This window comes from Streptomyces sp. NPDC093094 (genome assembly GCF_044754345.1).
Taxonomy (GTDB): Bacteria; Actinomycetota; Actinomycetes; order Streptomycetales; family Streptomycetaceae; genus Streptomyces.
This window is the reverse complement of record NZ_JBIVOX010000005.1, coordinates 107,979-131,478: the sequence shown is the minus strand read 5'-3', so window position 1 is coordinate 131,478 and position 23,500 is coordinate 107,979. Positions and strand designations below refer to the sequence as shown.

21 protein-coding genes, 2 tRNA genes and 1 pseudogene are annotated in these 23,500 nt (G+C 70.5%); 11 read left to right on the top strand and 13 right to left on the bottom strand.

Features of this window, described 5'->3' with window-relative positions; genetic code table 11:
- Positions 1 to 156: 156 nt before the first annotated feature.
- Complete coding sequence (locus ACIQGV_RS11700) at positions 157 to 1,302, top strand: acyl-CoA dehydrogenase family protein (protein WP_402493393.1); 1,146 nt, start codon at positions 157 to 159, stop codon at positions 1,300 to 1,302.
- A 10-nt stretch (positions 1,303 to 1,312) separates the two neighbouring features.
- On the opposite strand, the gene ACIQGV_RS11695 is transcribed toward ACIQGV_RS11700, so the two are convergent.
- The 4 genes from ACIQGV_RS11695 to ACIQGV_RS11680 all read right to left on the bottom strand — a co-directional run bounded on the left by ACIQGV_RS11695 (position 1,313) and on the right by ACIQGV_RS11680 (position 4,557).
- On the bottom strand, positions 1,313 to 1,642 hold the full coding sequence (locus tag ACIQGV_RS11695) for a rhodanese-like domain-containing protein (RefSeq protein WP_402494105.1): 330 nt from the start codon (positions 1,640 to 1,642) through the stop codon (positions 1,313 to 1,315).
- A 25-nt stretch (positions 1,643 to 1,667) separates the two neighbouring features.
- On the bottom strand, positions 1,668 to 2,702 hold the full coding sequence (locus ACIQGV_RS11690; RefSeq protein WP_402493391.1) for a hypothetical protein: 1,035 nt from the start codon (positions 2,700 to 2,702) through the stop codon (positions 1,668 to 1,670).
- A 68-nt stretch (positions 2,703 to 2,770) separates the two neighbouring features.
- Complete coding sequence (locus ACIQGV_RS11685; RefSeq protein WP_402493390.1) at positions 2,771 to 4,174, bottom strand: DUF2252 domain-containing protein; 1,404 nt, start codon at positions 4,172 to 4,174, stop codon at positions 2,771 to 2,773.
- Between the two features lie 299 nt (positions 4,175 to 4,473).
- Positions 4,474 to 4,557 (bottom strand) — tRNA-Leu (locus tag ACIQGV_RS11680).
- A gap of 483 nt (positions 4,558 to 5,040) precedes the next feature.
- On the opposite strand from ACIQGV_RS11680, the gene ACIQGV_RS11675 reads away from it, so the two are divergent.
- From ACIQGV_RS11675 to pknB, 6 genes are all read left to right on the top strand, one after another.
- On the top strand, positions 5,041 to 5,940 hold the full coding sequence (locus ACIQGV_RS11675; protein WP_402493388.1) for an FhaA domain-containing protein: 900 nt from the start codon (positions 5,041 to 5,043) through the stop codon (positions 5,938 to 5,940).
- A gap of 10 nt (positions 5,941 to 5,950) precedes the next feature.
- Entirely contained in the window at positions 5,951 to 6,466 is a 516-nt protein-coding gene (locus tag ACIQGV_RS11670) for an FHA domain-containing protein (protein ID WP_402493386.1), read from the top strand.
- 132 nt (positions 6,467 to 6,598) lie between these two features.
- Complete coding sequence (locus ACIQGV_RS11665; RefSeq protein ID WP_402493384.1) at positions 6,599 to 8,128, top strand: Stp1/IreP family PP2C-type Ser/Thr phosphatase; 1,530 nt, start codon at positions 6,599 to 6,601, stop codon at positions 8,126 to 8,128.
- Between the two features lie 27 nt (positions 8,129 to 8,155).
- Entirely contained in the window at positions 8,156 to 9,592 is a 1,437-nt protein-coding gene (locus ACIQGV_RS11660; protein ID WP_402493382.1) for an FtsW/RodA/SpoVE family cell cycle protein, read from the top strand.
- Entirely contained in the window at positions 9,589 to 11,058 is a 1,470-nt protein-coding gene (locus tag ACIQGV_RS11655) for a penicillin-binding transpeptidase domain-containing protein (protein WP_402493380.1), read from the top strand. The genes ACIQGV_RS11660 and ACIQGV_RS11655 overlap by 4 nt, the downstream gene beginning before the upstream one ends.
- Before the next feature lie 169 nt (positions 11,059 to 11,227).
- The gene (gene pknB / locus ACIQGV_RS11650) at positions 11,228 to 13,228 is read left to right on the top strand and encodes a Stk1 family PASTA domain-containing Ser/Thr kinase (RefSeq protein WP_402493378.1); all 2,001 of its coding nucleotides are present in this window, start codon (positions 11,228 to 11,230) and stop codon (positions 13,226 to 13,228) included.
- 59 nt (positions 13,229 to 13,287) lie between these two features.
- Here pknB and ACIQGV_RS11645 read toward each other — a convergent pair whose 3' ends face one another.
- From ACIQGV_RS11645 to ACIQGV_RS11620, 6 genes and pseudogenes are all read right to left on the bottom strand, one after another.
- Positions 13,288 to 14,046 carry a class E sortase gene (locus ACIQGV_RS11645; RefSeq protein ID WP_402493376.1) on the bottom strand — a complete coding sequence of 253 codons (759 nt, stop codon included), beginning with the start codon at positions 14,044 to 14,046 and terminating at the stop codon, positions 13,288 to 13,290.
- Between the two features lie 38 nt (positions 14,047 to 14,084).
- On the bottom strand, positions 14,085 to 15,392 hold the full coding sequence (locus ACIQGV_RS11640) for a class E sortase (RefSeq protein WP_402493375.1): 1,308 nt from the start codon (positions 15,390 to 15,392) through the stop codon (positions 14,085 to 14,087).
- Positions 15,389 to 16,027, bottom strand: a complete 639-nt coding sequence (locus ACIQGV_RS11635) for an aminodeoxychorismate/anthranilate synthase component II (protein WP_402493373.1) — start codon at positions 16,025 to 16,027, stop codon at positions 15,389 to 15,391. Before ACIQGV_RS11635 ends, ACIQGV_RS11640 begins: the two co-directional genes overlap by 4 nt.
- Positions 16,024 to 16,222, bottom strand: a pseudogene (locus ACIQGV_RS11630) (hypothetical protein). The gene ACIQGV_RS11635 and the pseudogene ACIQGV_RS11630 overlap by 4 nt, the downstream one beginning before the upstream one ends.
- Positions 16,223 to 16,237: 15 nt before the next feature.
- The gene (locus tag ACIQGV_RS11625) at positions 16,238 to 16,939 is read right to left on the bottom strand and encodes a class E sortase (RefSeq protein ID WP_402493371.1); all 702 of its coding nucleotides are present in this window, start codon (positions 16,937 to 16,939) and stop codon (positions 16,238 to 16,240) included.
- Positions 16,940 to 16,958: 19 nt separating this feature from the next.
- A complete protein-coding gene (locus ACIQGV_RS11620; protein WP_402493369.1) occupies positions 16,959 to 17,738 on the bottom strand; it encodes a DUF881 domain-containing protein in 780 nt (259 codons plus the stop codon).
- A 140-nt stretch (positions 17,739 to 17,878) separates the two neighbouring features.
- Between ACIQGV_RS11620 and crgA the strand changes: the two genes are divergently transcribed.
- A complete protein-coding gene (gene crgA / locus ACIQGV_RS11615) occupies positions 17,879 to 18,133 on the top strand; it encodes a cell division protein CrgA (protein ID WP_053711550.1) in 255 nt (84 codons plus the stop codon).
- Positions 18,134 to 18,402: 269 nt separating this feature from the next.
- Here crgA and ACIQGV_RS11610 read toward each other — a convergent pair whose 3' ends face one another.
- Positions 18,403 to 19,275: a rhomboid family intramembrane serine protease gene (locus tag ACIQGV_RS11610; protein ID WP_402493367.1), complete on the bottom strand. Its 873-nt coding sequence runs from the start codon at positions 19,273 to 19,275 to the stop codon at positions 18,403 to 18,405.
- 106 nt (positions 19,276 to 19,381) lie between these two features.
- The gene (locus ACIQGV_RS11605) at positions 19,382 to 19,909 is read right to left on the bottom strand and encodes a peptidylprolyl isomerase (RefSeq protein ID WP_402493365.1); all 528 of its coding nucleotides are present in this window, start codon (positions 19,907 to 19,909) and stop codon (positions 19,382 to 19,384) included.
- 272 nt (positions 19,910 to 20,181) lie between these two features.
- Here ACIQGV_RS11605 and ACIQGV_RS11600 point away from each other — a divergent pair, with 272 nt between their 5' ends.
- A complete protein-coding gene (locus tag ACIQGV_RS11600; protein ID WP_402493363.1) occupies positions 20,182 to 20,877 on the top strand; it encodes a DUF5324 family protein in 696 nt (231 codons plus the stop codon).
- Between the two features lie 133 nt (positions 20,878 to 21,010).
- Here the strand turns inward: ACIQGV_RS11600 and ACIQGV_RS11595 are convergent.
- Positions 21,011 to 21,083: transfer RNA gene (locus ACIQGV_RS11595), tRNA-Ala, on the bottom strand.
- A 181-nt stretch (positions 21,084 to 21,264) separates the two neighbouring features.
- On the opposite strand from ACIQGV_RS11595, the gene ACIQGV_RS11590 reads away from it, so the two are divergent.
- Positions 21,265 to 21,813 (top strand): DNA-binding protein, encoded by a 549-nt coding sequence (locus ACIQGV_RS11590; protein WP_402493361.1) that lies wholly within the window; start codon positions 21,265 to 21,267, stop codon positions 21,811 to 21,813.
- 146 nt (positions 21,814 to 21,959) lie between these two features.
- Complete coding sequence (locus ACIQGV_RS11585) at positions 21,960 to 23,444, top strand: protein kinase (RefSeq protein WP_402493359.1); 1,485 nt, start codon at positions 21,960 to 21,962, stop codon at positions 23,442 to 23,444.
- The last annotated feature ends 56 nt before the right edge of the window (positions 23,445 to 23,500 follow it).

The following is a 23,500-nucleotide window of genomic DNA, read 5'->3' as shown; positions in this document are numbered from 1 at the left end:
GCCGCGCCGCCTGACCGGCCCCACCCCGGCGGACGGCCGGGAGGCGGGAGCCGGTCCGGCGGCAGCATTCCCTTCTTCTAGAACCTGTTCTATCTTGACGCCCCGTCAGGTCCGGCGGCCCCGCCGGACCGGCGGAGTCGTCGGGAGGACGGGACCGTGGACTTCACCTTCACCGAGGAGCAGCAGGCGGCCGCCGAGGCGGCGCGCGGGGTGTTCGCCGACGTCGCGCCCGACTCCGTGCCCAGCCCCGCGCTCACCCAGGGCGCCGTCGCCGAGGGCTTCGACAGGGAGCTGTGGGCGAGGCTCGCCGCGGCGGACCTGCTGAGCCTGCTGCTCGCCCCGGAGCACGGCGGCGCGGGCCTGGACGCGGTCGCCCTGTGTCTGGTGCTGCGCGAGTCCGCCCGGACGCTGTCCCGTGTGCCCCTGCTGGAGAGCTGCGCCGCCGCGGCGGTGCTCCAGGCCCACGCCGAGCCGGAGCTGGTGTCGGAGCTGCTCGCCGGGACGGGCCGCGGCGAGACCGTGCTGACCGTGGCCGCGCACGGCCGCACCGGGCACGACCCGGCCGACCGGGCCGTCACCGCCCGCAGGGACGGCCCGCAATGGGTGCTGGACGGTGTACAGACCGCGGTGCCCTGGGCGTTCGACGCCGATCACGTCCTCGTCCCCGCGCACACCGCCGGCGACGGCACCGACCGCACCGTCCTCGCCCTGGTTCCCCGCGGACACCCCGGCACCGCCCTGTCCGGGCAGATCTCCACCACGGGCGAGCGCCTCGGCGAACTGCGCCTGGAATCGGCACGGCTGGCGGACCGGTACGTCGTACGGTCGGACGGGGCGTGGGAACGGCTGCGGGACCTGCTGGCCACGGGGACGTGCGCGCTGGCGCTGGGGCTCGGTGAGCGGGTGCTGCGGATGACGGCCGAGTACACCGGCGGGCGGAAGCAGTTCGGGCATCCGCTCGCCACGTTCCAGGCGGTCGCCGTGCAGGCCGCCGACCGTTACATCGACCTGCGCGCGATGGAGGTCACGCTGTGGCAGGCGGCCTGGCGGATCGGCGCCGGAGCGGCGGGCGCGCTGCCCGTGCACGGCGATGTGGCCGTGGCGAAGATCTGGGCGGCGAAAGGCGTGCGGCGCGTCGTCCAGACGGCACAGCATCTGCACGGCGGCTTCGGCGCGGACACCGACTACCCCCTGCACCGCTATCACGCCTGGGCCAAGCAGCTGGAGCTCTCCCTCGGCCCCGCCGCGGCCCATGAGGAGACGCTCGGCGATCTCCTGGCGGCCCACCCGCTCGGCGGCTGAGCCGCCCGGCTCACAGCACGAAGCCGGGCTTGCCCTCGTCCGTCACCACGGGGCGTCCCGCCGCCTCCCACACCTGCATGCCGCCGTCGACGTTCACCGCGTCGATGCCCTGCTGGGCGAGGTACATGGTGACCTGGGCCGAACGCCCGCCGGACCGGCAGATCACATGGACACGGCCGTCCTGCGGCGCGGCCTCGGTCAGCTCGCCGTAGCGGGCCACGAACTCGCTGATGGGGATGTGCAGCGCGCCTTCGGCGTGGCCGGCCTGCCACTCGTCGTGCTCGCGGACGTCCAGCAGGAAGTCGTCGTCCTTGAGGTCCGCGACCTCGACCGTGGGCACTCCTCCGAAATTCATGCCTCCGACGCTACCCGACCTCGGGACTCGTGCGGCCCTGGAGCTCCGCCAGCTCCGCCTCCCGCTTGGCGACCTCCGCCAGCAGCTGCTCGGCGATGTCGTCCAGAAGCCGGTCGGGGTCGTCCGGCGCGAGCCGGAGCATCGAGCCGATCGCGCCCTCCTCCAGGTCCTTGGCGATCACGGCGAGCATCTCCTTGCGCCGGGCCAGCCAGTCGAGGCGGGCGTAGAGCTCCTCGCTGCGGCTCGGGCCACGCTCCGCGGGGGCCGGTCCGGCCTCCCACTCCCGCGCCAGCTCACGCAGCTGGGCCTCGTCGCCCCGGGCGTAGGCGGTGTTCACACGGGTGAGGAACTCCTCACGCCGCTTGCGCTCGCCGTCCTCCTGCGCGAGGTCGGGATGGGCCCTGCGGGCCAGCTCGCGATAGAGCTTGCGGGCCTCCTCGCTCGGCCGCACCCGCTGCGGGGGCTGCACGGCCTGCTCGGTGAGCATCGCCACGGCCTCCGGGAACAGCCCGTCGCCGTCCATCCAGCCGTGGAACAGCTCCTCGACGCTGGGCATCGGCAGCACCCGGGCGCGCAGCTCCCGGGCCCGGCGCAGATCCTCCGGGTCACCGGTGCCGGCCGCCCTGACCTCGGCTATCAGCGCGTCCAGCTCCTCCAGCCGGGCGTACACGGGGCCGAGCCGCTGGTGGTGGAGCCGCGAGAAGTTCTCGACCTCGATCCGGAAGGTCTCCACCGCGATCTCGAACTCGATCAGCGCCTGCTCGGCCGCCCGCACGGCCCGCTCCAGCCGGTCCTCGGGCGCGGCCTCGGCCGCGGGCGAAGCCGCCCCGGAGGACGAGGCCCCAAAAGCCCCCGGCGCCTCAGAAGTCCCGGAGGCATCAGGAGCCCCGGAGACACCGGAAGCGCCGGAAGGCGCCGCCGAAGGCGTCTCCGCGGCCGTTCCCTCCGGCGCCTCGGCCGCTGCGGCCGCCGACGTACCGTCCTCGGGCGCCGCACCGGTCGCACCGGTCACGCCCTCACCCTGCTCAGCTTCCGAGCTAGTCACCCGCCCAGCGTAGGCCACGCCCCGACGACCTCCGGAATCCTGAAATCCGCCCCGAGTACCCCACACCCTCACACGCCGGTCTCCGCCGCGATCCGCCCCGCCCGCACACCGGCGACCAGTTCCGCGTGATCCGCCTCGGTCCGGTCGGCGTAGGCGACGGCGAACGCGGCGATCGCCTCGTCCAGCTCCTCGTTCTTGCCGCAGTACCCGGCGAGCAGCCGGGGGTCCGCGCTGTGCGCGTGGGCACGGGCCAGCAGGGCGCCGGTCATCCGGGCGTAGTCGTCGACCTGGTCGGCGGCGAGCGCGGCCGGGTCGACGCTGCCCTTGCGGTTGCGGAACTGCCGGACCTGGAAGTCCCGCCCGTCGACGGAGGTCCAGCCCAGCAGGATGTCGCTGACGACCTGCATGCGCTTCTGCCCCAGCACCACCCGGCGCCCCTCGTGCCCCACCGGCGGCACCTCGATGCCGGCCGCGGCCAGATGCGGCAGCAGCGCCGACGGACGGGCCTCCTTCACCTGGAGGACCAGGGACTCCCCACGATGGTCGAGAAGCAGTACGACATAGGAGCGCGTGCCCACACTGCCGGTGCCGACTATGCGGAACGCCACGTCCTGCACGGCGTACCGGGCGAGCAGCGGCAGCCGGTCCTCGGAGAGCGTGCCCAGGTAGTCCCCCAGGGACGCCGCCACCGCGGCGGCCTCCGCGTCCGGCACCCGGCGCAGCACCGGCGGGGCGTCCAGGAAGCGGCGTCCGCCGTCGGGGGCCGGCTCGGTCGACCTGGCCGCGAAGCGCCCGCTGGTGTTGGCCCGGGCCTTCTCCATGACCCGCTCCAGGGTGCCGAGCAGGTCATGGGCGTCGGTGTGGGAGACGAGCTCCTCGTCCGCGATGGCGTTCCACGCGTCCAGCGCCGGCAGTTTGGCCAGCAGCCGCAGGGTGCGCCGGTAGGCGCCGGCCGCGTCATGGGCGGCCGCACGGCAGGTGTCCTCGTCGGCGCCGGCCTCCCGGCCCGCCAGCACCAGCGAGGCGGCGAGCCGCTTGAGGTCCCACTCCCAGGGGCCGACGACCGTCTCGTCGAAGTCGTTCAGGTCGATGACGAGGCCGCCGCGGGCGTCGCCGTAGAGCCCGAAGTTCGCCGCGTGGGCGTCGCCGCAGATCTGGGCGCGGATCCCGGTCATCGGCGTACGGGCCAGATCGTGGGCCATCAGCCCCGCGGAGCCCCGCAGGAAGGCGAAGGGCGTGGCGGTCATCCTGCCGACCCTGATCGGCGTCAGCTCGGGGATGCGGCCGAGGCCGGACTCCCGCACCGCGCTCACGGCGTCGGGCCGGGCGGCGTCGAGGTCGAGGGCGGCGTGGGCACGGCGCGGCACCACCTCGCGCAGTTCCTTGCCCTCGTCCTTGGGCGATCCCGCGGCAGGCCACTCGGCGAACCCCCGCACCCGCGGCAGCCGTCGCTCCGCACCGGACTCGGTCACCCGGACCGCCTCCCCCGTACTCGCGGCCGCCCACGCGCCCGCACCGACACGAACATCAAGTCGTGCAGACCGTACAGCCGGTGGCCGAAACACGTCAGACCCTGTGGACAACTCCACGCAGGTGGACAGCCCCAACCCTCCGGCGGGGGACGGCCGGCCGCACCACCGTGGCCTTCGTCACAGGAGAACCCCGGACGCGGGAAAAGACGAGAGCCTCGACACAGGGAAAGAATCAGAACGAAGAATCAGAACAACGCGAAACGGCCGCCATCGTTTCCGATGACGACCGTCTCGTCCGGTGCGCGAGGGGGGAGTTGAACCCCCACGCCCTTGCGGGCACTGGAACCTGAATCCAGCGCGTCTGCCTATTCCGCCACCCGCGCATTGGGTGTGTCCTCCGGCTCCGTTCCTTGCGGTGCGGCGCCTTCCGACATGCAGAACATTAGCACGCTGGACAGGGTGGCTTCACATCCCTTTCCGGCGGGCGCCCACGGCGGCTCCGGGAGGCAGGTGGCACGTATCAACCCTGTACCGGTCCTGTCCGTCCTCCCAGGAGCCGGACCGAGACCACAGCCGGGTGCGGGACACTGGTCGGGGGCCGCCTCTACGATCCATGGCAGGAGGGGGCCCGGGCGGAGTTCGAAGAAGGCCCGCGGGGGGAACTGTCGCAGGCGTCGGCAACCAGTCGGCGCCCGTGCCGGACCTGTGGGCGTCCACCGGCGCCCGTCGACACCTGTCGGCCGGTTCACCAGGGGGAACCAGCCGATCCACCCTTGCGTGGATACGATCAGTAAGCAGTACCAAGTACGAAGCAGCCGGGTAAGCAGCAGAAGCACGCAGGACGACAGCGACGGAGGAGGTGCCCCATGGGAGTCCTGAAGAAGTTCGAGCAACGCCTCGAAGGTCTGGTCAACGGCACCTTCGCCAAGGTGTTCAAGTCCGAGGTCCAGCCCGTGGAGATCGCCGGCGCGCTCCAGCGCGAGTGCGACAACAACGCGACCATCTGGAACCGCGACCGGACCGTCGTGCCCAACGACTTCATCGTGGAGTTGAGCACACCCGACTTCGAGCGGCTCAGCCCCTACTCCGGCCAGCTCGGCGACGAGCTCGCGGGCATGGTCCGCGACTACGCCAAGCAGCAGCGCTACACCTTCATGGGCCCGATCAAGGTCCATCTGGAGAAGGCCGACGACCTCGACACCGGTCTGTACCGGGTGCGCAGCCGCACCCTGGCCTCCTCCAGCAGCCAGAACCCGCCTCCCGGCCCCGGCGGTCCCGCCGCGGGCCAGCGCCAGGGCGGTGGCGGCTACGGCTATCCCCAGCCCGGCGCCGCACCCGGAGCCGCACCCGGCCCCTCGTCGGCCGGCGCCCCTCCCATGCCGTCCGCGCCGCCGCCCGGCGCCCGGCCCGGCGGTTACGGTTACCCTCAGCCCGCGGCCGCCCAGCGGCCCGGCGCGGCATCCGGCGGCCCCGCGGCCGGCGGACGCACCCGCTACTGGATCGAGATCAACGGCACCCGCCACCAGATCTCCCGCTCGACGCTCGTGCTGGGTCGCAGCACCGAGGCCGACGTGCGGATCGACGACCCCGGTGTGAGCCGTCGGCACTGCGAGATCCGGACCGGAACGCCCCCGATGATCCAGGATCTCGGCTCCACCAACGGCATCGTGGTGGACGGGCAGCACACCACCCGCGCTACGCTCCGCGACGGCTCGCGGATCGTCGTGGGCAGCACCACCGTTATCTATAGGCAAGCCGAAGGGTGATCCGGGGGCAATGTCAGAGCTGACCCTCACGGTCATGCGGTTGGGTTTTCTGGCCGTACTGTGGCTGTTCGTGATCGTGGCCGTGCAGGTCATCCGCAGCGATCTGTTCGGCACGCGCGTCACACAGCGCGGGTCGCGACGTGAAGCCGGGCGGCCGCAGCAGGCCGCGCGCCAGGCGCCGCCCCAGCAGCGCCAGCAACCCGCCGCCGCAGGCGGCCGGGGCCGCCGTAACGCTCCCACCAAGCTGGTGGTGACCGAAGGCACACTCACGGGCACCACCGTGGCCCTCCAGGGCCAGACCATCACGCTGGGCCGCGCGCACGACAGCACGATCGTGCTGGACGACGACTACGCCTCCAGTCGGCATGCCAGGATCTACCCGGACCGAGACGGTCAGTGGATCGTCGAGGACCTCGGCTCCACGAACGGCACCTACCTCGACCGCGCCCGGCTGACGACTCCCACACCGATTTCGCTGGGTGCGCCGATCCGCATCGGCAAGACCGTCATCGAGCTGCGGAAGTAGTACGACAATGAGCGAGCGGAGCGAGCGAGCAGCGGTGGCCGGCACCCCGGGCCCCGGCGCGCTCCCGACCGGAGGGTGGGCAGTGTGGCTCGACACGACCGGCTGCATGCGGAGCCGACGGGCGAGGTGGGCATGAGTCTGTCACTGCGCTTCGCCGCCGGATCGCACAAGGGCATGATCCGCGAGGGCAACGAGGACTCCGGTTACGCCGGTCCGCGCCTGCTCGCCATCGCCGACGGCATGGGCGGCGCCGCCGCCGGTGAGGTCGCCTCCTCCGAGGCCATCTCCACCATCGTCGCCCTCGACGACGACATCCCCGGCTCCGACGTGCTGACCTCCCTCGGCGCCGCCGTGCAGCGCGCCAACGACCAGCTGCGCTCCATGGTCGAGGACGACCCCCAGCTCGAAGGCATGGGCACCACGCTCACCGCCCTGCTGTGGACCGGCCAGCGTCTCGGTCTCGTCCACGTCGGCGACTCCCGCGCCTATCTGCTGCGCGACGGCGTCCTGACGCAGATCACCCAGGACCACACCTGGGTGCAGCGCCTCGTCGACGAGGGCCGGATCACCGAGGAAGAGGCCACCACCCACCCGCAGCGCTCCCTGCTGATGCGCGCGCTGGGCAGCGGCGACCATGTCGAGCCCGATCTGTCGATCCGCGAGGTACGGGCCGGCGACCGGTATCTGATCTGCTCCGACGGCCTGTCCGGCGTGGTGTCCCACCAGACGCTGGAGGAGACCCTCGCCAGCTACCAGGGCCCGCAGGAGACCGTGCACGAGCTGATCCAGCTCGCGCTGCGCGGCGGCGGCCCCGACAACATCACCGTGATCATCGCAGACGTCCTCGACCTGGACACCGGGGACACCCTGGCCGGCCAGATCTCCGACGCCCCCGTGGTGGTCGGCGCGGTCGCCGAGAACCAGCACCCGCTGCACGACAACGGCATCATGCAGACCCCCGCCGGCCGCGCCTCCGGCCTCGGCCGCAGGCCGCAGCAGGGCGGCGGCGAGTTCGGCCCGCCCGGATCCGGCGACGTCACCGGCTTCATCCCCACCGACGGCTTCGGCGCCTACGGCGACGACGACTTCGTCAAGCAGCGCCCCGGCCGCAGGTGGCTGAAGCGGTCGCTGTACGGCGGACTGGCGCTCGCCGTGATCGGCGGCGGTCTCTACGGCGGCTACCGCTGGACGCAGACGCAGTACTACGTCGGCACCAACGGCGAGCACGTCGCCCTCTACCGCGGCATCAGCCAGGACCTGGCCTGGGTGTCGTTGTCGAAGGTGGAGCGGGACCACCCCGAGATCGAACTCAAGTACCTCCCGCCCTACCAGCAGAAGGCGGTCAAGGCGACCATCGCCGAAGGCGGACTGAAGAACGCCCAGGCGAAGATCGACGAGCTGTCCGTGCAGGCATCCGCCTGCCGGAAGAAGGCCGAGCAGCACGCGGCCGAGATCGAGAAGAACGCGAAGACCGGAGAGGGCGAGGCCGGCGGCACCATGGGAACCACTCGCGCCTCGTTCACGTCCAAGGCGTCGCCGACACCGACACCGTCGGCATCGTCCCCGAAACCGTCAACGTCCCCGACCGCGACCACTCCCAGCCCCGGCCCGAGCCTGTCGGAGGAAGAGCAGAAGGTCGCCTCGCTGTGCGGTAAGCAGTAGGCGAGCCGTGAGAGGCCCCGTCACACGATGAGCAGTACTACCAACCAGTCGACGCATCACACGTCCACGATCGGCGCCATCGGCGCGCCCAGCAGGCGCAACACCGAGCTGGCGCTCCTCGTGTTCGCCGTCGTCATCCCGGTCTTCGCCTACGCCAACGTCGGCCTGGCGATCAACGACGAGGTCCCGTCCGGCCTGCTGGCCTACGGCCTCGGCCTCGGCCTGCTGGCCGGCGTCGGCCACCTCGTCGTCCGCAAGTTCGCACCGTACGCGGACCCGCTGCTGCTGCCTCTGGCGACGCTGCTCAACGGGCTCGGGCTCGTGGCGATCTGGCGGCTGGACCAGTCGAAGCTGCTGCAGTCGATCGGGCAGGCCGGCACGGCCGCGCCCCGTCAGCTGCTGTACACGGCGATGGGCATCGCGCTGTTCATCGTGGTGCTGATCTTCCTCAAGGACCACCGCGTCCTGCAGCGCTACACGTACATCTCCATGGTCGGCGCGCTGTTCCTGCTGCTGCTGCCGCTGGTGCCGGGCCTCGGCCAGAACATCTACGGCGCCAAGATCTGGATCTCCGTCGCCGGTTTCTCCATCCAGCCCGGTGAGTTCGCGAAGATCGTCCTCGCGATCTTCTTCGCCGGCTACCTGATGGTGAAGCGCGACGCGCTCGCGCTGGCCAGCCGCCGCTTCATGGGCCTGTACCTGCCGCGCGGCCGCGACCTCGGCCCGATCATCGTCGTCTGGATGATCTCGATCCTCATCCTGGTCTTCGAGACCGACCTCGGTACGTCGCTGCTGTTCTTCGGAATGTTCGTCATCATGCTGTACGTCGCCACCGAGCGGACCAGCTGGATCGTCTTCGGCATGCTGATGTCCGCGGTCGGCGCCGTCGGCGTGGCGAGCTTCGAGCCGCACATCCAGCAGCGTGTGGACGCCTGGCTGGACCCGATGCGCGAGTACACGCTCTCCCGCCAGGGCGTGGGCGGCCACTCCGAGCAGGCCATGCAGGCGCTGTGGGCGTTCGGCTCCGGCGGCACCCTCGGCACCGGCTGGGGCCAGGGCCACTCCGAGCTGATCCGCTTCGCGGCCAACTCCGACTTCATCCTCGCCACCTTCGGCGAGGAGCTGGGCCTGGCCGGCCTGATGGCGGTCCTGCTCGTCTACGCACTGATCGTGGAGCGCGGCGTGCGCACCGCCCTCGCCGCCCGCGACCCCTTCGGCAAGCTGCTCGCCATCGGCCTGTCCGGCGCGTTCGCCCTCCAGGTGTTCGTCGTCGCCGGCGGCGTCATGGGCCTGATCCCGCTGACCGGTATGACCATGCCGTTCCTGGCGTACGGCGGTTCGTCCGTCATCGCCAACTGGGCTCTGGTGGGCATCCTGCTCAGGATCAGCGACACCGCGCGCCGCCCGGCACCTTCCCCCGCCCCCAACCCCGACGCCGAGATGACGCAGGTGGTCCGACCGTGAACAAGCCCCTGCGCCGGATCGCGATCTTCTGCGGACTGCTCATCCTGACCCTGCTGCTCCGCGACAACTGGCTCCAGTACGTCAAGGCGGACGAGCTGGCCACCGACGACGACAACCGCCGCGTCAACATCGCGCGCTACTCGATCCCGCGCGGCAACATCATCGTCGACGGCAAGCCCATCACCGGCTCGACCGAGAACAAGTCGGGCGACTTCAAGTACAAGCGGACCTGGACGAACGGTCCCATGTGGGCACCGGTCACCGGCTACTCCTCGCAGGCGTTCGGCGCCAACCAGCTGGAGAAGCTCCAGGACGGCATCCTCTCCGGCACCGACGACCAGCTGTTCTTCCGCAACACCCTCGACATGCTCACGGGCAAGGACCGCGAGGGCGGCAGCGTCGTCACCACCCTGAACGCCGCCGCGCAGAAGGCCGCGTTCGAGGGACTCGGCAACAAGAAGGGCGCCGTCGCCGCGATCGAGCCGGCCACCGGCAAGATCCTCGCCCTGGTCTCCACGCCGTCGTACGACCCGTCGAAGTTCGCCGGGACCTCCGGCGACGACGAGAAGGCGTGGAACGCCGTCCAGAAGAAGAACAACCCCGACGACCCGATGCTGAACCGGGCGCTGCGCGAGGTCTACCCGCCCGGTTCGACCTTCAAGGTGGTCACCGCGGCCGCGGCCCTGGAGAACAAGATCGTCAGCGGCATCGACGAGAAGACCAAGACGCCGGACCCGTACAAGCTGCCGCAGACCACGACCGACCTCACCAACCAGCACGGCGAGTGCAAGAACGCCACGCTGCGGTACGCGCTCATGGTCTCCTGCAACACCGTCTTCGCGAAGCTGGCCGACTCGGTCACCAACAAGGGCATGATCGAGCAGGCGGAGAAGTTCGGCTACAACAACAAGGAGCTGGACACCCCCGTCCGCGCCGCGGAGAGCATCTACCCCGAGGACAACGCGCCGCAGAACGCCATGGACGGCATCGGCCAGGCGTCCAACCGGGCCACCCCGCTGCAGATGGCGATGGTGGCCGCGGCGATCGCCAACGACGGCAAGCTGATGAAGCCGTACATGGTCGACCAGCTCAAGGCCCCGAACCTCGACACCCTTGAGACCACCGAGCCCGAGGAGCTGTCCCAGGCGGTCTCCGGCGACACCGCGCAGATGCTCCAGGACATGATGGAGACGGTCGTCAACGACCCGCAGGGCACCGGCTCCAGCGCGAAGATCGAGGGGGCCACGGTCGGCGGCAAGACCGGTACCGCCCAGCACGGCCTCAACAACAGCGAGAAGCCGTACGCGTGGTTCATCTCCTACGCCAAGGTCGGGGACGGTGCGCCGGTCGCCGTCGCCGTGGTCGTCGAGGACGGCGCCGCCAACCGTGACGACATCAGCGGTGGCGGTCTGGCCGGCCCCATCGCGCGGGATGTGATGAAGGCGGTCATCGACAGCAAGAAGTGACGCCGATCACGCCCCCCTCGCATCGGTGCACGTTGCGATACCGGTCCTGTATCGGGTGAAGGGCTTGACCGGATGGCACAAACAGAGCCGGGTACGGTAGGGCCGGACGGCAGCCTCCACCCGCACAGACGTGCGGGGCGGGACCGACGGAGAGGGCTGGTAGGTAGCTATGGAAGAGCCGCGTCGCCTCGGCGGCCGGTACGAGCTGGGCCAAGTGCTCGGCCGTGGTGGCATGGCCGAGGTGTACCTCGCGCATGACACCCGTCTGGGCCGCACCGTTGCGGTGAAGACGCTGCGCGCGGATCTCGCGCGCGACCCGTCCTTCCAGGCCCGGTTCCGCCGGGAGGCCCAGTCGGCCGCCTCGCTCAACCATCCCGCGATCGTCGCGGTCTACGACACGGGCGAGGACTACATCGACGGGGTCTCGATCCCGTACATCGTCATGGAGTACGTCGACGGCTCCACACTCCGGGAACTGCTGCACAGCGGCCGCAAGCTGCTGCCCGAGCGGTCCATGGAGATGACCATCGGCATCCTCCAGGCGCTGGAGTACTCCCACCGCAACAACATCGTCCACCGTGACATCAAGCCGGCGAACGTCATGCTGACGCGCAACGGCCAGGTCAAGGTGATGGACTTCGGCATCGCGCGGGCGATGGGCGACTCCGGCATGACGATGACCCAGACGTCCGCCGTCATCGGCACCGCCCAGTACCTCTCCCCGGAGCAGGCCAAGGGCGAGCAGGTCGACGCGCGCTCCGACCTGTACTCCACCGGCTGTCTGCTGTACGAGCTGCTGACCGTGCGTCCCCCCTTCGTGGGCGACTCCCCGGTCGCGGTGGCGTACCAGCACGTCCGTGAGGAGGCGCAGCCGCCGTCGGTCTTCGACCCCGAGATCACGCCCGAGATGGACGCGATCGTCCTCAAGGCCCTGGTCAAGGACCCGAACTACCGATACCAGTCGGCCGACGAGATGCGCGCCGACATCGAGGCGTGCCTGGACGGGCAGCCGGTCGCGGCCACGGCCGCGATGGGCTCGGTCGGCTACGGCGGCTACCCGGACGACCAGCCGACCACGGCCCTGCGCCAGGCGGACGGCGGCGCGACCACGATGCTGCCCCCGACGAACCCGGACGACGGCGGCTTCGGCTACGACGACCGCCCCGACCGGCGGCGCCAGAAGAAGTCCAACACCTCCACGGTCCTGCTGGCGGTGGCGGCCGTCCTGGTCCTGGTCGGCGCGGTCCTGATCGGCAAGTGGATCTTCAGCGGCAACGGCGTGGGGAACACCACCGCCAAGGTGCCCAACTTCGTCGACCTGACGCAGGCACAGGCCGAGGAACAGGCCGGCAACGTCCACCTCAAGCTGTCCTTCGACCCCAAACCGTGCGAGGAGACGGCCAAGGGCAAGATCTGCGACCAGGACAAGGCGCCGGGCACGGAGGTCGAGAAGGAGTCGACCGTCACACTCGTGCTGTCCACGGGCGCGCCCAAGGTCGTCGTGCCGAACGTGACCGGCGACAGCCTGGAGGACGCGAAGGCGGAGCTCTCGGACGACAAGTACAACTTCGACGTCAAGGTGACGTACGAGGAGTCGTCGACCGAGGAGAAGGACACGGTCCTGGAGCAGGACCCGGGCCTGGGCGAGGAAGTGGAGAAGGGCTCCACGATCACGCTCACCGTGGCCAAGGAAGAGGCCAAGGAGACGGTGCCGGACGTCATCGGACGCTCCTGCGACGAGGCCAAGGCCCAGCTCGAGGCCAGCAACCTCGTCGGCAACTGCACCGACACGCCGGTCCAGGACGACAACCAGGACGGCAAGGTCGTCAGCACCACCCCGCAGGCCGGCCAGGAGGTCGAGCCCGGCTCCAGCGTGAACATCAGCGTCGGCAAGAAGGAGAAGCAGGAGATCCAGGTCCCCGAGGTCCGCAACCGGACCGTGGCGGAGGCCAAGGCGATCCTGAACGCCGCCGGGTTCACGAACATCCAGTTCGACGGCGACGGCAGCGACACCGCGTTCGTCATCGACCAGGACCCGAAGCCGGACAAGAAGACCGAGGACCCGGCGGGGACGCAGATCACCCTGAAGACCGTCAGCTTCGGCCAGGGCAACAACCAGGGCGGCAACAACCAGGGCGGCACGATCGTCTTCGGCGGCCCGGCGGGCTAGCCCCGATCCGCACACGACAAAGCCCCGGTCCCCTCACAGGGGGCCGGGGCTCCGTGCTGTCAGCCGAGTTCCTTCGGCGGGGTGCGGGCGTTGTCGACCTGCTGCACGCGGACCAGTTCGCCCCAGACGACGTAGCGGTGGCGCGAGGTGTAGACCGGGGTGCAGGTGGTCAGGGTGATGTACTTGCCGGCCTTCTTCGTGCCGGAGCCCTCGGGGACGGCCTTCAGCACGGCGGTGTTGTACTTCGAGGTCTCGGGCAGCGCCGCGTAGACCTTGTAGACGTACCACTTGTCCTTCGTCTCGAAGACGATCGGGTCGCCCACGTCCAGCTTGTCGATGTTGTGGAACTTGGCGCCGTGTCCGTCGCGGTGGGCGGCGAGGGAGAAGTTGCCGTTCTTCCCGGAGGCGGGGAGGACCGCCTTGACCGGATCGGTGTAGTAGCCGGCGACGCCGTCGTTGAGGAGCTCCGCCGAGGTGCCCTTCTTGACGAGGATCTCGCCCTCGCCCATGGCGGGGACGTGCAGGAAGCCGATGCCGTCCCTGGTGTCCAGGGCACCGGGACCGGTGGCGGCGTCCTGGGCCCACTGGTCGCGGACCTTGTCGCCCTCCTTGTGCGCCTTGCGGTCGGCGAGGACGTTCGTCCACCACAGCGAGTAGACGACGAACAGGCCGAGGACCAGCCCCGCGGTGATGAGGAGTTCGCCGAAGACGCTGACCGCCGTGGCGATCCGGCCGGCACCGCGGCGGCGGCGCCTCCGGGCGGGGGCGTACCCGGGGGCCGCGGTGTGCTCTTCGGTGCCGTCGGTCGTCGCTGCCACTGTTGCTCCGCCCTTAACTGAACGCGTCGGCCTGCGCCCTAGCTGACGAGCGCATCGGGCTTGCCCTTGCTGCGCGGCCGTTCCTCGACCATCTTGCCCCAGACGATCATCCGGTACTTGCTGGTGAACTCCGGCGTGCATGTCGTGAGGGTGATGTAACGCCCCGGACCGGTGAAACCCGAGCCCTTCGGCACGAGATCGAGGACGCTCACGTTGCTCGGCGAGGTGACCGGCAGGATCGACGCCATCTTGTAGACGAAGTACGTGTCCTGGGTCTCGACGACGATCGGGTCGCCCGGCTGGAGCCGGTTGATGTACCGGAACGGCTCGCCATGGGTGTTGCGGTGCCCCGCCAGCCCGAAGTTGCCGGTCTTCGCGTCCGGCATCGCCGTCTTCAGCGGCTTCTCGCCGTAGTGGCCGACCATGCCCTTGTCGAGCACCTTCTTGCCGCTGACGCCCTCGGCGATGGGCACCACCACGTCCAGCTTGGGGATGCGCAGGATCGCGAAGCCCTCGCCGGGCTCGAACACACCGGGGCTGCGCCTGCCGCTGGCCCAGTCCTTCTGGAGGTCCTCGGCCTCGCTGCCGGCCTGGGCGTGCGCCCGGACGTTGGTCCACCACAGCTGGTAGGTGACGAACAGCAGCATCAGCACACCGGTGGTGATGAACATTTCACCGATCACCCGGCTGGCGATCACGGCCGGTCCCGGCCTGCGGGCCCGCGCCTGCCGGCGGGCCTCGACGCGGGAGAGCGAGCGGTCGGGGGCCGGCGCGGTGTCCGCGGTGTCGGTGGTGTCATCGGTGTGGGAGGGCCCGGTGGTGCCGCCGTGACGCCCGTGACGGCGCTTGGCGGCCTTTCTGCGGGCCGCACGCCCGCCCGCCGGGTGCTCATCACCCCCGGGGGTCCCGGAGGCGCTCAGAGGGCCCGGTATGGACTCGCCGGGGACGGGAGGCATCCGCAGGGCGACCGTCTCGTCGTCGAGACGCGGCGCCGCGGGGGCGCCGGACAGCGGACCGGGGTCGGGCTCGTAGGGATGCTCCTGGGCGCCGTAGGCCCCCTCCCGGCCCCCGTACGAGGGGGCCTGCGCCTCGTACGGCTGCGGCTGCGGCTCGTACGGCTGCGGCTGCGGCTCGTACGGCTGCGGCTGCTGCCGGGCGTCGTACGGCTGCTGCGCCGCATACGCCTGCGTCTGGGCCTCGTACGACGGCTGCTGCGTCCCGTACGGCTGCCGCTGCGTGTCGTGCACCTGCTGCTGCGCCTGGTACGGCGCGTCCGGCGGGTACGGGGCGTACGGCTGCTCCCGCGCTCCCGCGTATCCCTCCGCGCCGTACCAGTCCGACGTCACGCGGTGGCCCTGCCCACCACGGGGGCGAGCCCCGCGGACCGCGCCACCGCCCCCGGATCCCCGCATTCCGTCAGCCAGTTGGCGAGCATCCGGTGGCCGTGCTCGGTCAGCACCGACTCGGGGTGGAACTGCACGCCCTCCACGGGGAGTTCCCTGTGGCGCAGCCCCATGACGATGCCGTCGTGGGTGCGGGCGGTGACCTCCAGCTCGGCCGGGACCGTGGCGGGTTCGGCGGCGAGCGAGTGGTAGCGCGTCGCCGTGAACGGCGAGGGCAGTCCGGCGAAGACACCCTTGCCCTCGTGCTCGACCGGCGAGGTCTTGCCGTGCAGCAGCTCGGGCGCGCGGTCCACGACACCGCCGTACGCCACCTGCATCGACTGCATGCCCAGGCAGACACCGAAGACGGGGACGCCGGTGGCCGCGCAGTGGCGGACCATCTCGATGCAGACGCCGGCCTGCTCGGGAGCGCCGGGACCGGGCGAGAGCAGGACGCCGTCGAAGCCGTCCTGGGCGTGCGCGGTCGACACCTCGTCGTTGCGCAGCACCTCGCACTCCGCGCCGAGCTGGTACAGGTACTGCACGAGGTTGAAGACGAAGCTGTCGTAGTTGTCGACGACGAGAATGCGCGCGCTCACTGGTTGTCCACCGTCACATCGTTGAAGGGAAGCAGCGGTTCGGCCCACGGGAAGACGTACTGGAACAGGACGTAGACCGCGGCCAGGAGCAGCAGAAGTGAGATCAGGGCCTTCACCCACGCGTTGCCCGGCAGATGCCGCCAGATCCAGCCGTACATGCCGTCCCTTCCGTCCGCACCACGGCACCAGACTCACGCCGCCCGGACCAGATTAACGGCGCAGCGCCTCCGGTTCGCCTTGCTCCACGGGCCGGGTCCTGTCGAGGTGGGCCCAGACGATCAGCCGGTGGCTGTGGCCCCACTCCGGGTCGCAGGTCGTGAGCGTGAGGTAGCGGCCGGGGCGGGTGTAGCCGGACGCGCGGGGGACGGGGTCGACGACGGCCACATCGGCGGGGACGGTCCGGTGGGGGCCTCTGTCGACGCGGTAGGTGAACCAGGTCGTGCCGTCGGTGAGCACCACCGCGTCCCCGCGCCGCAGCCGGGGGAAGTCCTTGAAGGGATCACCGTGGGTGCGTCGGTGGCCGGCGACGGCGAAGTTTCCCCGCTCCCCGAGCCGCGCGGTGGCGGCGTAGTGGCCCAGGCCCTTCTTCAGGGTGCCGGTGGACGTTCCTTCGAGGACCGGCTTGTTCCACGTGGGACCGAGCCGGGGGATGTACATGACCGCGAAGGGCTGCCCGTTCCGGTACGGCGCCGGCCGCGCAGGGGCCGTGGCGGCGGGACGGGCGGGCTCCCCGGTACCCCGGTCCCGGACTTCTCGCTCCTGGGCCCATCTCTCCTGGAGCCGGTCGATCTGCTCGTCCATGACGTCGTCGGCGCGCACCCCGGTCCAGAACAGCGCGTAGACGACGAACAGCACGACGACGGTGCCGACGGTGATGCAGAGCTCGCTGACGGTCCTCACGACGACGCGCACCGGCGCCTCCAGAGGGGAGTCACTCCACGGGCTTGGCGTAGTGCAGGTCCACTGTGCCCGAATAGCCCGGCAGAGTCACCGTCCCGTTCTCCTCCGCTTTCCAGCCGAGGCCGTAGACGTTGACGTACACCATGTAGTTCTGGATGGCCGGGCTCGCGCTCAGGGCCTTCTGGAGCTTCTCCGGGTCGCCCACCGCAGTGATCTTGTACGGCGGCGAGTAGACGCGGCCCTGGAGGATCAGGGTGTTGCCGACGCAGCGCACCGCGCTGGTGGAGATCAGCCGCTGGTCCATGACCTTGATGCCCTGGGCGCCGCCCTGCCACAGGGCGTTCACCACGGCCTGGAGGTCCTGCTGGTGGATGACCAGGTAGTCGGGCTGCGGCTCGGGGTAGCCGGGCAGCCTGGCGGTGGCGTCGGGCGGGGCGTCGTTCAGGGTGACGGTGAGGGCCTCGCCCGTGAGCTTCTGGGTGCCGGCGTTCTTCTCCAGCGCGGCGAGCCGGGCGTCCTCGGCCTCGGTGCTGCCGTCGTCGCGGTCGGCGAGGGAGTCCACCTCCTCGCGCAGGGCGGCGTTCGACTCGTCCAGTTCGCCGTTCTTGTGGCTGCGCTCCTGGATCAGGTCGGAAAGCTTCAGCAGGGACGCGTCCGTGCGGATGTTGGTGCCCTTGGCGGTGTTGAAGCTGGTGAAGAAGATGAGGCCCGCCAAGGCGAAGACGGCGACCGTGAGCACACGCACGGGACGGAAACGTCCTCTGCGGTCGGGACTGGATCCCGGCTGGGGGAAGTCGGCAGAATTGCTCAACGTACCCTTATCTCCTTCGGCGCCACGGAAGCACTACGCTAACGGACGCCCGGGGGAGCACTCAGTGTCCCCTAGTACGCTGCCCCGAGCCCGACCCAGACCCTGCGCGGCCACGCAGCGCATCGACAGGAGAGACCCTCGTGCCGAAGTCACGTATCCGCAAGAAGGCCGACTACACGCCGCCGCCCGCGAAGCAGGCGCAGGCCATCAAGCTCACGAACCGCGCCTGGGTCGCGCCCGTCATGCTGGCCATGTTCCTCATCGGTCTGGCCTGGATCGTCGTCTTCTACGTGACCGACGGATCCCTGCCGATCGACAGCCTGGACAACTGGAACATCGTGGTCGGTTTCGGCTTCATCGCGGCCGGGTTCGGCGTCTCCACGCAGTGGAAGTGACGGCGCACTCCCGCTGAACACAGCTCTGCCCAGGGCTATCCACTGAGTTATCCACAGCCACCTTCCACATGCTGGGGAAAAGAAAAAACGATCTGTGGATAACCTCCCCGAGGTTGACGTCCATGTGACGGAATCGTCGGTCTCGACATGCGATCGAAAATCTGTTCGCCCCCTGCCTGACCTGCGGAAACACGGGTCAGCGACAGGGGGCACAGTCGTTCGTGCACACTGTGCACAAGATTCGCGACCGGCTGTGGACAACCTAACGCTCAGGTGAGCTGGACAGTTCTCAACAGGGTGCTCAGGACGATCACCGCCAGAACGAGTGCACAGGTTCCGTACTGCACCAGCGCCCGCCGCTCACGCGGGGCGTGCACCATGGCGTACGCGATCACGGTGCCGGCGACCAGACCGCCGAGGTGGGCCTGCCAGGACACGTTGGACCCCGGGCTGAAGGCGAAGACCATGCTGATCACCAGCAGGACCACGATCGGACGCATGTCGTAGTTCTGCCGGCGCATCAGCACGGCCGTCGCGCCGAAGAGGCCGAACACGGCACCGGACGCGCCCAGCGTGGCCGTGGCCGGCGCCTCCAGCAGATAGGCGACGGTGCTGCCCGCGATGCCGGAGATCAGATAGAGCGCGAGATACCGGGCCCGGCCGAGCGCCGCCTCCACATGACCGCCGAGCAGCCACAGGTTGAGCAGGTTGAAGCCGATGTGCCAGAACTCCTCATGGGTGAACGCCGAGGTCAGCAGCCGGTACCACTCGCCCTCCGCGACGCCCTCCGTGGCCGTCCAGGGCGCGGGCGGCCAGGATCCGATCAGGACCAGATCGTTCAGGAGGGCGGGCCGCACCTGAACGGCGATGAACACCGCGAGGTTGATCCCGATCAGGATCTTGGTGACCAGCCGGGTGTCACCGACGACGGTGGCGCCCGCGATGGTGCGGGGAGCGGCGGCACGGGCGGCGGACCCGCCACCGGCCCCGCGCACGCACTCGGGGCACTGGAAGCCCACGGAGGCACTGATCATGCAGTCGGGGCAGATGGGGCGCTCGCAGCGGGTGCAGTGCACACCGGTCTCACGGTCCGGGTGGCGATAGCACCGCGGGACCTGCTGGGCGTCCGGCGCCTGCTCCATGGGCTTCCCCTCGGTCGGAGTGGGTGGGCGTGACAGTCGGCGTAGCAAAAGCCCCGCCCATCCCTACGGACGAGCGGGGCGATTGGTTCCCGGCGGGAAAAGTCGGTCAGCGCTTCTCGACGACGACCGACTCGATGACGACGTCCTCGAGCGGACGGTCCGTGCGCGGGTTGGTCTGCGCGGTCGCGATGGAGTCGACGACCTTCTGGCTCGCCGCGTCGGTGACCTCGCCGAAGATGGTGTGCTTGCGGGTCAGCCACGCCGTCGGGGAGACGGTGATGAAGAACTGCGAGCCGTTGGTGCCCGGGCCGGCGTTGGCCATGGCCAGCAGGTAGGGCTTGTCGAACCGCAGGTCCGGGTGGAACTCGTCCTCGAACTGGTAGCCCGGGCCGCCCGTGCCGTTGCCCAGCGGGTCGCCGCCCTGGATCATGAAGCCGCTGATGACCCGGTGGAAGACCGTGCCGTCGTAGAGCTTCTCCTGGGACTTGGCACCGGTGGTGGGGTCGGTCCACTCCCGCTCGCCCTGGGCGAGCTCGACGAAGTTCCTGACCGTCTTCGGCGCCTGGTTCGGGAACAGACGGACCTGGATGTCGCCGTGGTTGGTCTTCAGGGTGGCGTAGAGCTGCTCGGCCACGATCTGCCTTCCGTTGTCTTCCTTTGCCCTCCGATCCTCGCACGGCGGGATCCTCGCGTCGCCCGAGACGGGCGTTCCCCAGCACTCCGGGGCAATCCGTGGCATTGTCGACGACAAGCTCCTGTTGCCCCGGATTCAACCGCTATCTCACTTGATCACATCCGACGGAACCCGAATGCCCGCCCTCACATGCCGCGGAGCGTTCCGGCAGGCATGATCCGTAAAAGGGTGGAAAGTCGAAATACCGTAACGCCACCGAGGAGGAGGATCCCGTGACCCGCATCGACAGCGTGCGCGCCGCGACCGGCTCGGCGAAGGACAGCGTGCTGCACGCCGCGGAAGTGGTGGCGCCCTACGCCGACACCGCCAAGGAGAGGGCCGCGCAGTACGCGCACGAGGCACGCGTCCGGCTCGCACCCAAGGTCTCCCTGGCCGCCGAGCAGGCCCGTGTGCAGTACGAGTCCCATCTCGCGCCCCGGCTGGCCGAGGCGCGCGCACATGTGCCGCCCAAGGTAGACCAGGCCGCCCAGGAGGCCGCCGCGCGGACGGTTCTCGCCGCACGGCAGGCTGCCGAGTACTCACGGCCGATGATCGAGCAGGCAGTGGCGGCGGCCGGTCCCGTGAAGGACGAGGCGGCCGCGCGCGGTGCCGCGGCCCTGGCCGCCCTGCGCAGCCCGGTCACGGCGGAGGAGATCCGCAAGCTGGCCCGCAAGCACGAGCGGCGGGGCAGGACGGGCCGCGCCGTGAAGTGCGTGGCTGTGCTCGGCCTGATCGCCGGGGGCGCCTTCGCCGCCTGGAAGTGGTGGGACAAGCAGGCCAACCCCGACTGGCTGGTCGAACCCCCCGCCGCCACGGAGGTTCCCGAGGCCGCTCCGCTGACCTCGGTGGACGGCAGCGGCCCCCTCGACCCCGAGGTCCAGGCGAAGGAGGCCGAGGAACAGGCCGCCCGCCCCGACGACCAGCGCTGAGCCCGGACCCCTCGCCCCTGCCCGCTCACCCGGCGGCGAAGGCCCCGCGCCCCCGCGCACCGAACCGCCGCACGGCCCACGCGAAAAACCCCGCCTGGTCTGCGTTTCCGCAGACCAGGCGGGGTTTTCTCTGTGGAGCCTAGGGGAGTCGAACCCCTGACATCCGCCATGCAAAGACGGCGCTCTACCAACTGAGCTAAGGCCCCGCGACAAGCGTCCCGCCGGAAAATACCTCGTCCCGGCAGGCGCCGCAGACCAGAGTACCGGGTCACCCCGGGGATCTCGCAAAAAGATGGGGGCTCCCTGTGACCGACCACTCTCCGTAAGATGCTCGACGTGGTTCGCTACAGCGAACCGCGGTTCATGGGGTAGGGATGGGGAGACGCAATGGACGCCGCACAGCAGGAAGCCACCGCGAGAGCGCGGGAACTGCAGCGGAACTGGTACGGGGAGCCGCTGGGGACGCTCTTCCGTAAGCTCATCGACGATCTTGGTCTCAACCAGGCTCGTCTCGCGGGGGTACTGGGACTGTCGGCGCCGATGCTGTCCCAGCTGATGAGCGGTCAGCGGGCGAAGATCGGCAACCCCGCCGTGGTGCAGCGGGTGCAGCTGCTCCAGGAGCTGGCCGCGCAGGTCGCCGACGGCAGCGTGAGCGCCGCCGAGGCCACCGAGCGCATGGACGAGATCAAGAAGTCGCAGGGGGGCTCCGTGCTGAGCAACGTGACGCAGACGGCGAGCACTTCGGGTGCTCCGACGGTCAAGCGGGTCGTCCGCGAGATCCAGTCCCTGCTGCGTTCGGTGGCCGCCGCCGGCGACATCATCGAGGCAGCCGACTCCCTCGCGCCCACGCACCCGGAACTCGCCGAGTTCCTCCGCGTCTACGGCGCCGGCCGGACCTCCGACGCCGTCGCCCACTACCAGTCCCACCAGAGCTGACCGCCCGGCCCGGCCCGCCGAAAGGGGTTCGGCGGGCCGGGCCGGCAGCAGACCGGGGAGTACCGACGGGATGCCGGGGGAGTAAGGGGAGCAAGAGGCCAGGCCGGGTGGGCTGGTGGCCGCAGGGGGAGGAGCAGCGCACAGCGATGGGTGAGGTCTTCGCCGGCCGGTACGAACTGGTCGACCCGATCGGGCGCGGCGGCGTCGGCGCCGTCTGGCGTGCCTGGGACCACCGCAGGCGCCGCTATGTCGCCGCCAAGGTGCTCCAGCAGCGCGACGCCCACTCGCTGCTGCGCTTCGTGCGCGAACAGGCGCTGCGGATCGACCACCCGCATGTCCTCGCCCCCGCCAGCTGGGCCGCCGACGACGATCAGGTGCTGTTCACCATGGATCTGGTCGCAGGCGGTTCACTGGTCCATCTCGTCGGCGACTACGGCCCCCTGCCTCCCCCCTTCGTCGCGGTCCTTCTCGACCAGCTCCTCTCCGGTCTCGCCGCGGTGCACGCGGAGGGCGTGGTGCACCGTGACATCAAGCCCGCCAATGTCCTGCTGGAGGCCACCGGAACCGGACGCCCCAGGCTGCGGCTGTCCGACTTCGGCATCGCCATGCGGCTGGGCGAGCCGCGGCTGACGGAGACCAATCTCGTGGTGGGCACACCCGGCTATCTCGCGCCCGAGCAACTGCTCGGCTCGGAACCGGACTTCCCCGCCGACCTGTTCGCCGTCGGGCTGGTGGCGCTGTATCTGCTGGAGGGCGCCAAGCCGGACGCCAAGGCCCTGGTCGACCACTTCACCGCGCACGGCACACCGGGTGCGCCCAAAGGTGTCCCCGAACCCCTGTGGCAGATCGTGGCGACCCTGCTCCAGCCCGATCCACAGGCCCGCTTCCGCACGGCCACGGGGGCGAGGAAGGCGCTGGCGTCCGCCGCGGAGCTGCTGGCGGAGCCGGGGCCCGACGACGAGCTGATCGAGATCTTCGACCAACTCGGCCCGCTCCCAACGGGATTCGGGCCCGGCGGGCCGCTGAAGCGGGCTCCCGGCGTGGAGGAGTCTTCCGGCGAGCTGCCGACGGCCGATGTGCCGTCTGCCGATGTGCCGCCGGCCGCCCGGCCGGGCGGCGGTCCTCGGCCGGACGGCGCTCCCCGGCCGGCCGACCCCCGGCAGGGCACGGGCTCCACTCCGTCGGCCCCTCAGCCCTCCATGTCGGACACCGGCAGCTTCCATCTGCCGCCCCCGCCGACGGCTTCCCGGCAGCAATCCCCGCCACAGCCGCAACCACAGCCACACGCACCACCACACGCTCCGGCGCACAGCGACAGCCGACATCTCCAGGCGCCGCCGCACGCTCCTGGCCCCCGCCTCGCGCCGGTCCCCCACGAACCCGCCCACGCCCCGTTCTCCCTCCCGCCGCGTACCGATGCCTCTACTGCTTCGTACACCGCCCGGGAGCCGCAGGTTCCCCTCCCCGCGCCGGGAATCGCGCAGCCCGTCCCTCAGCCCCGCGCCGACGGGCCCGGGCACCGTCGTCGCCGCCGTCGGCGCCCGGGCCCGCCCGCCAAGGTGACCGTGCCGGTGCTGCTGCTCGCCCTGGCCCTCTACGCCGTGGGTTTCTGGGCCCTCACCCGCATCTGACGCCGACGGGCCGGCGGCCCTCCCTCTCCCCGGCCTTTCCCGACCTCTCCCGGGCG

Bases quoted from the DNA above. Each gene is read 5' to 3' on its own strand.
- ACIQGV_RS11590 (WP_402493361.1), top strand. From the start codon at position 21,265: ATGGACGCCGCACAGCAGGAAGCCACCGCGAGAGCGCGGGAACTGCAG.
- ACIQGV_RS11660 (WP_402493382.1), top strand. From the start codon at position 8,156: ATGAGCAGTACTACCAACCAGTCGACGCATCACACGTCCACGATCGGC.
- ACIQGV_RS11675 (WP_402493388.1), top strand. From the start codon at position 5,041: ATGGGAGTCCTGAAGAAGTTCGAGCAACGCCTCGAAGGTCTGGTCAAC.
- ACIQGV_RS11670 (WP_402493386.1), top strand. From the start codon at position 5,951: ATGTCAGAGCTGACCCTCACGGTCATGCGGTTGGGTTTTCTGGCCGTA.
- ACIQGV_RS11665 (WP_402493384.1), top strand. From the start codon at position 6,599: ATGAGTCTGTCACTGCGCTTCGCCGCCGGATCGCACAAGGGCATGATC.
- ACIQGV_RS11585 (WP_402493359.1), top strand. From the start codon at position 21,960: ATGGGTGAGGTCTTCGCCGGCCGGTACGAACTGGTCGACCCGATCGGG.
- ACIQGV_RS11610 (WP_402493367.1), bottom strand. From the start codon at position 19,275: ATGGAGCAGGCGCCGGACGCCCAGCAGGTCCCGCGGTGCTATCGCCAC.
- pknB (WP_402493378.1), top strand. From the start codon at position 11,228: ATGGAAGAGCCGCGTCGCCTCGGCGGCCGGTACGAGCTGGGCCAAGTG.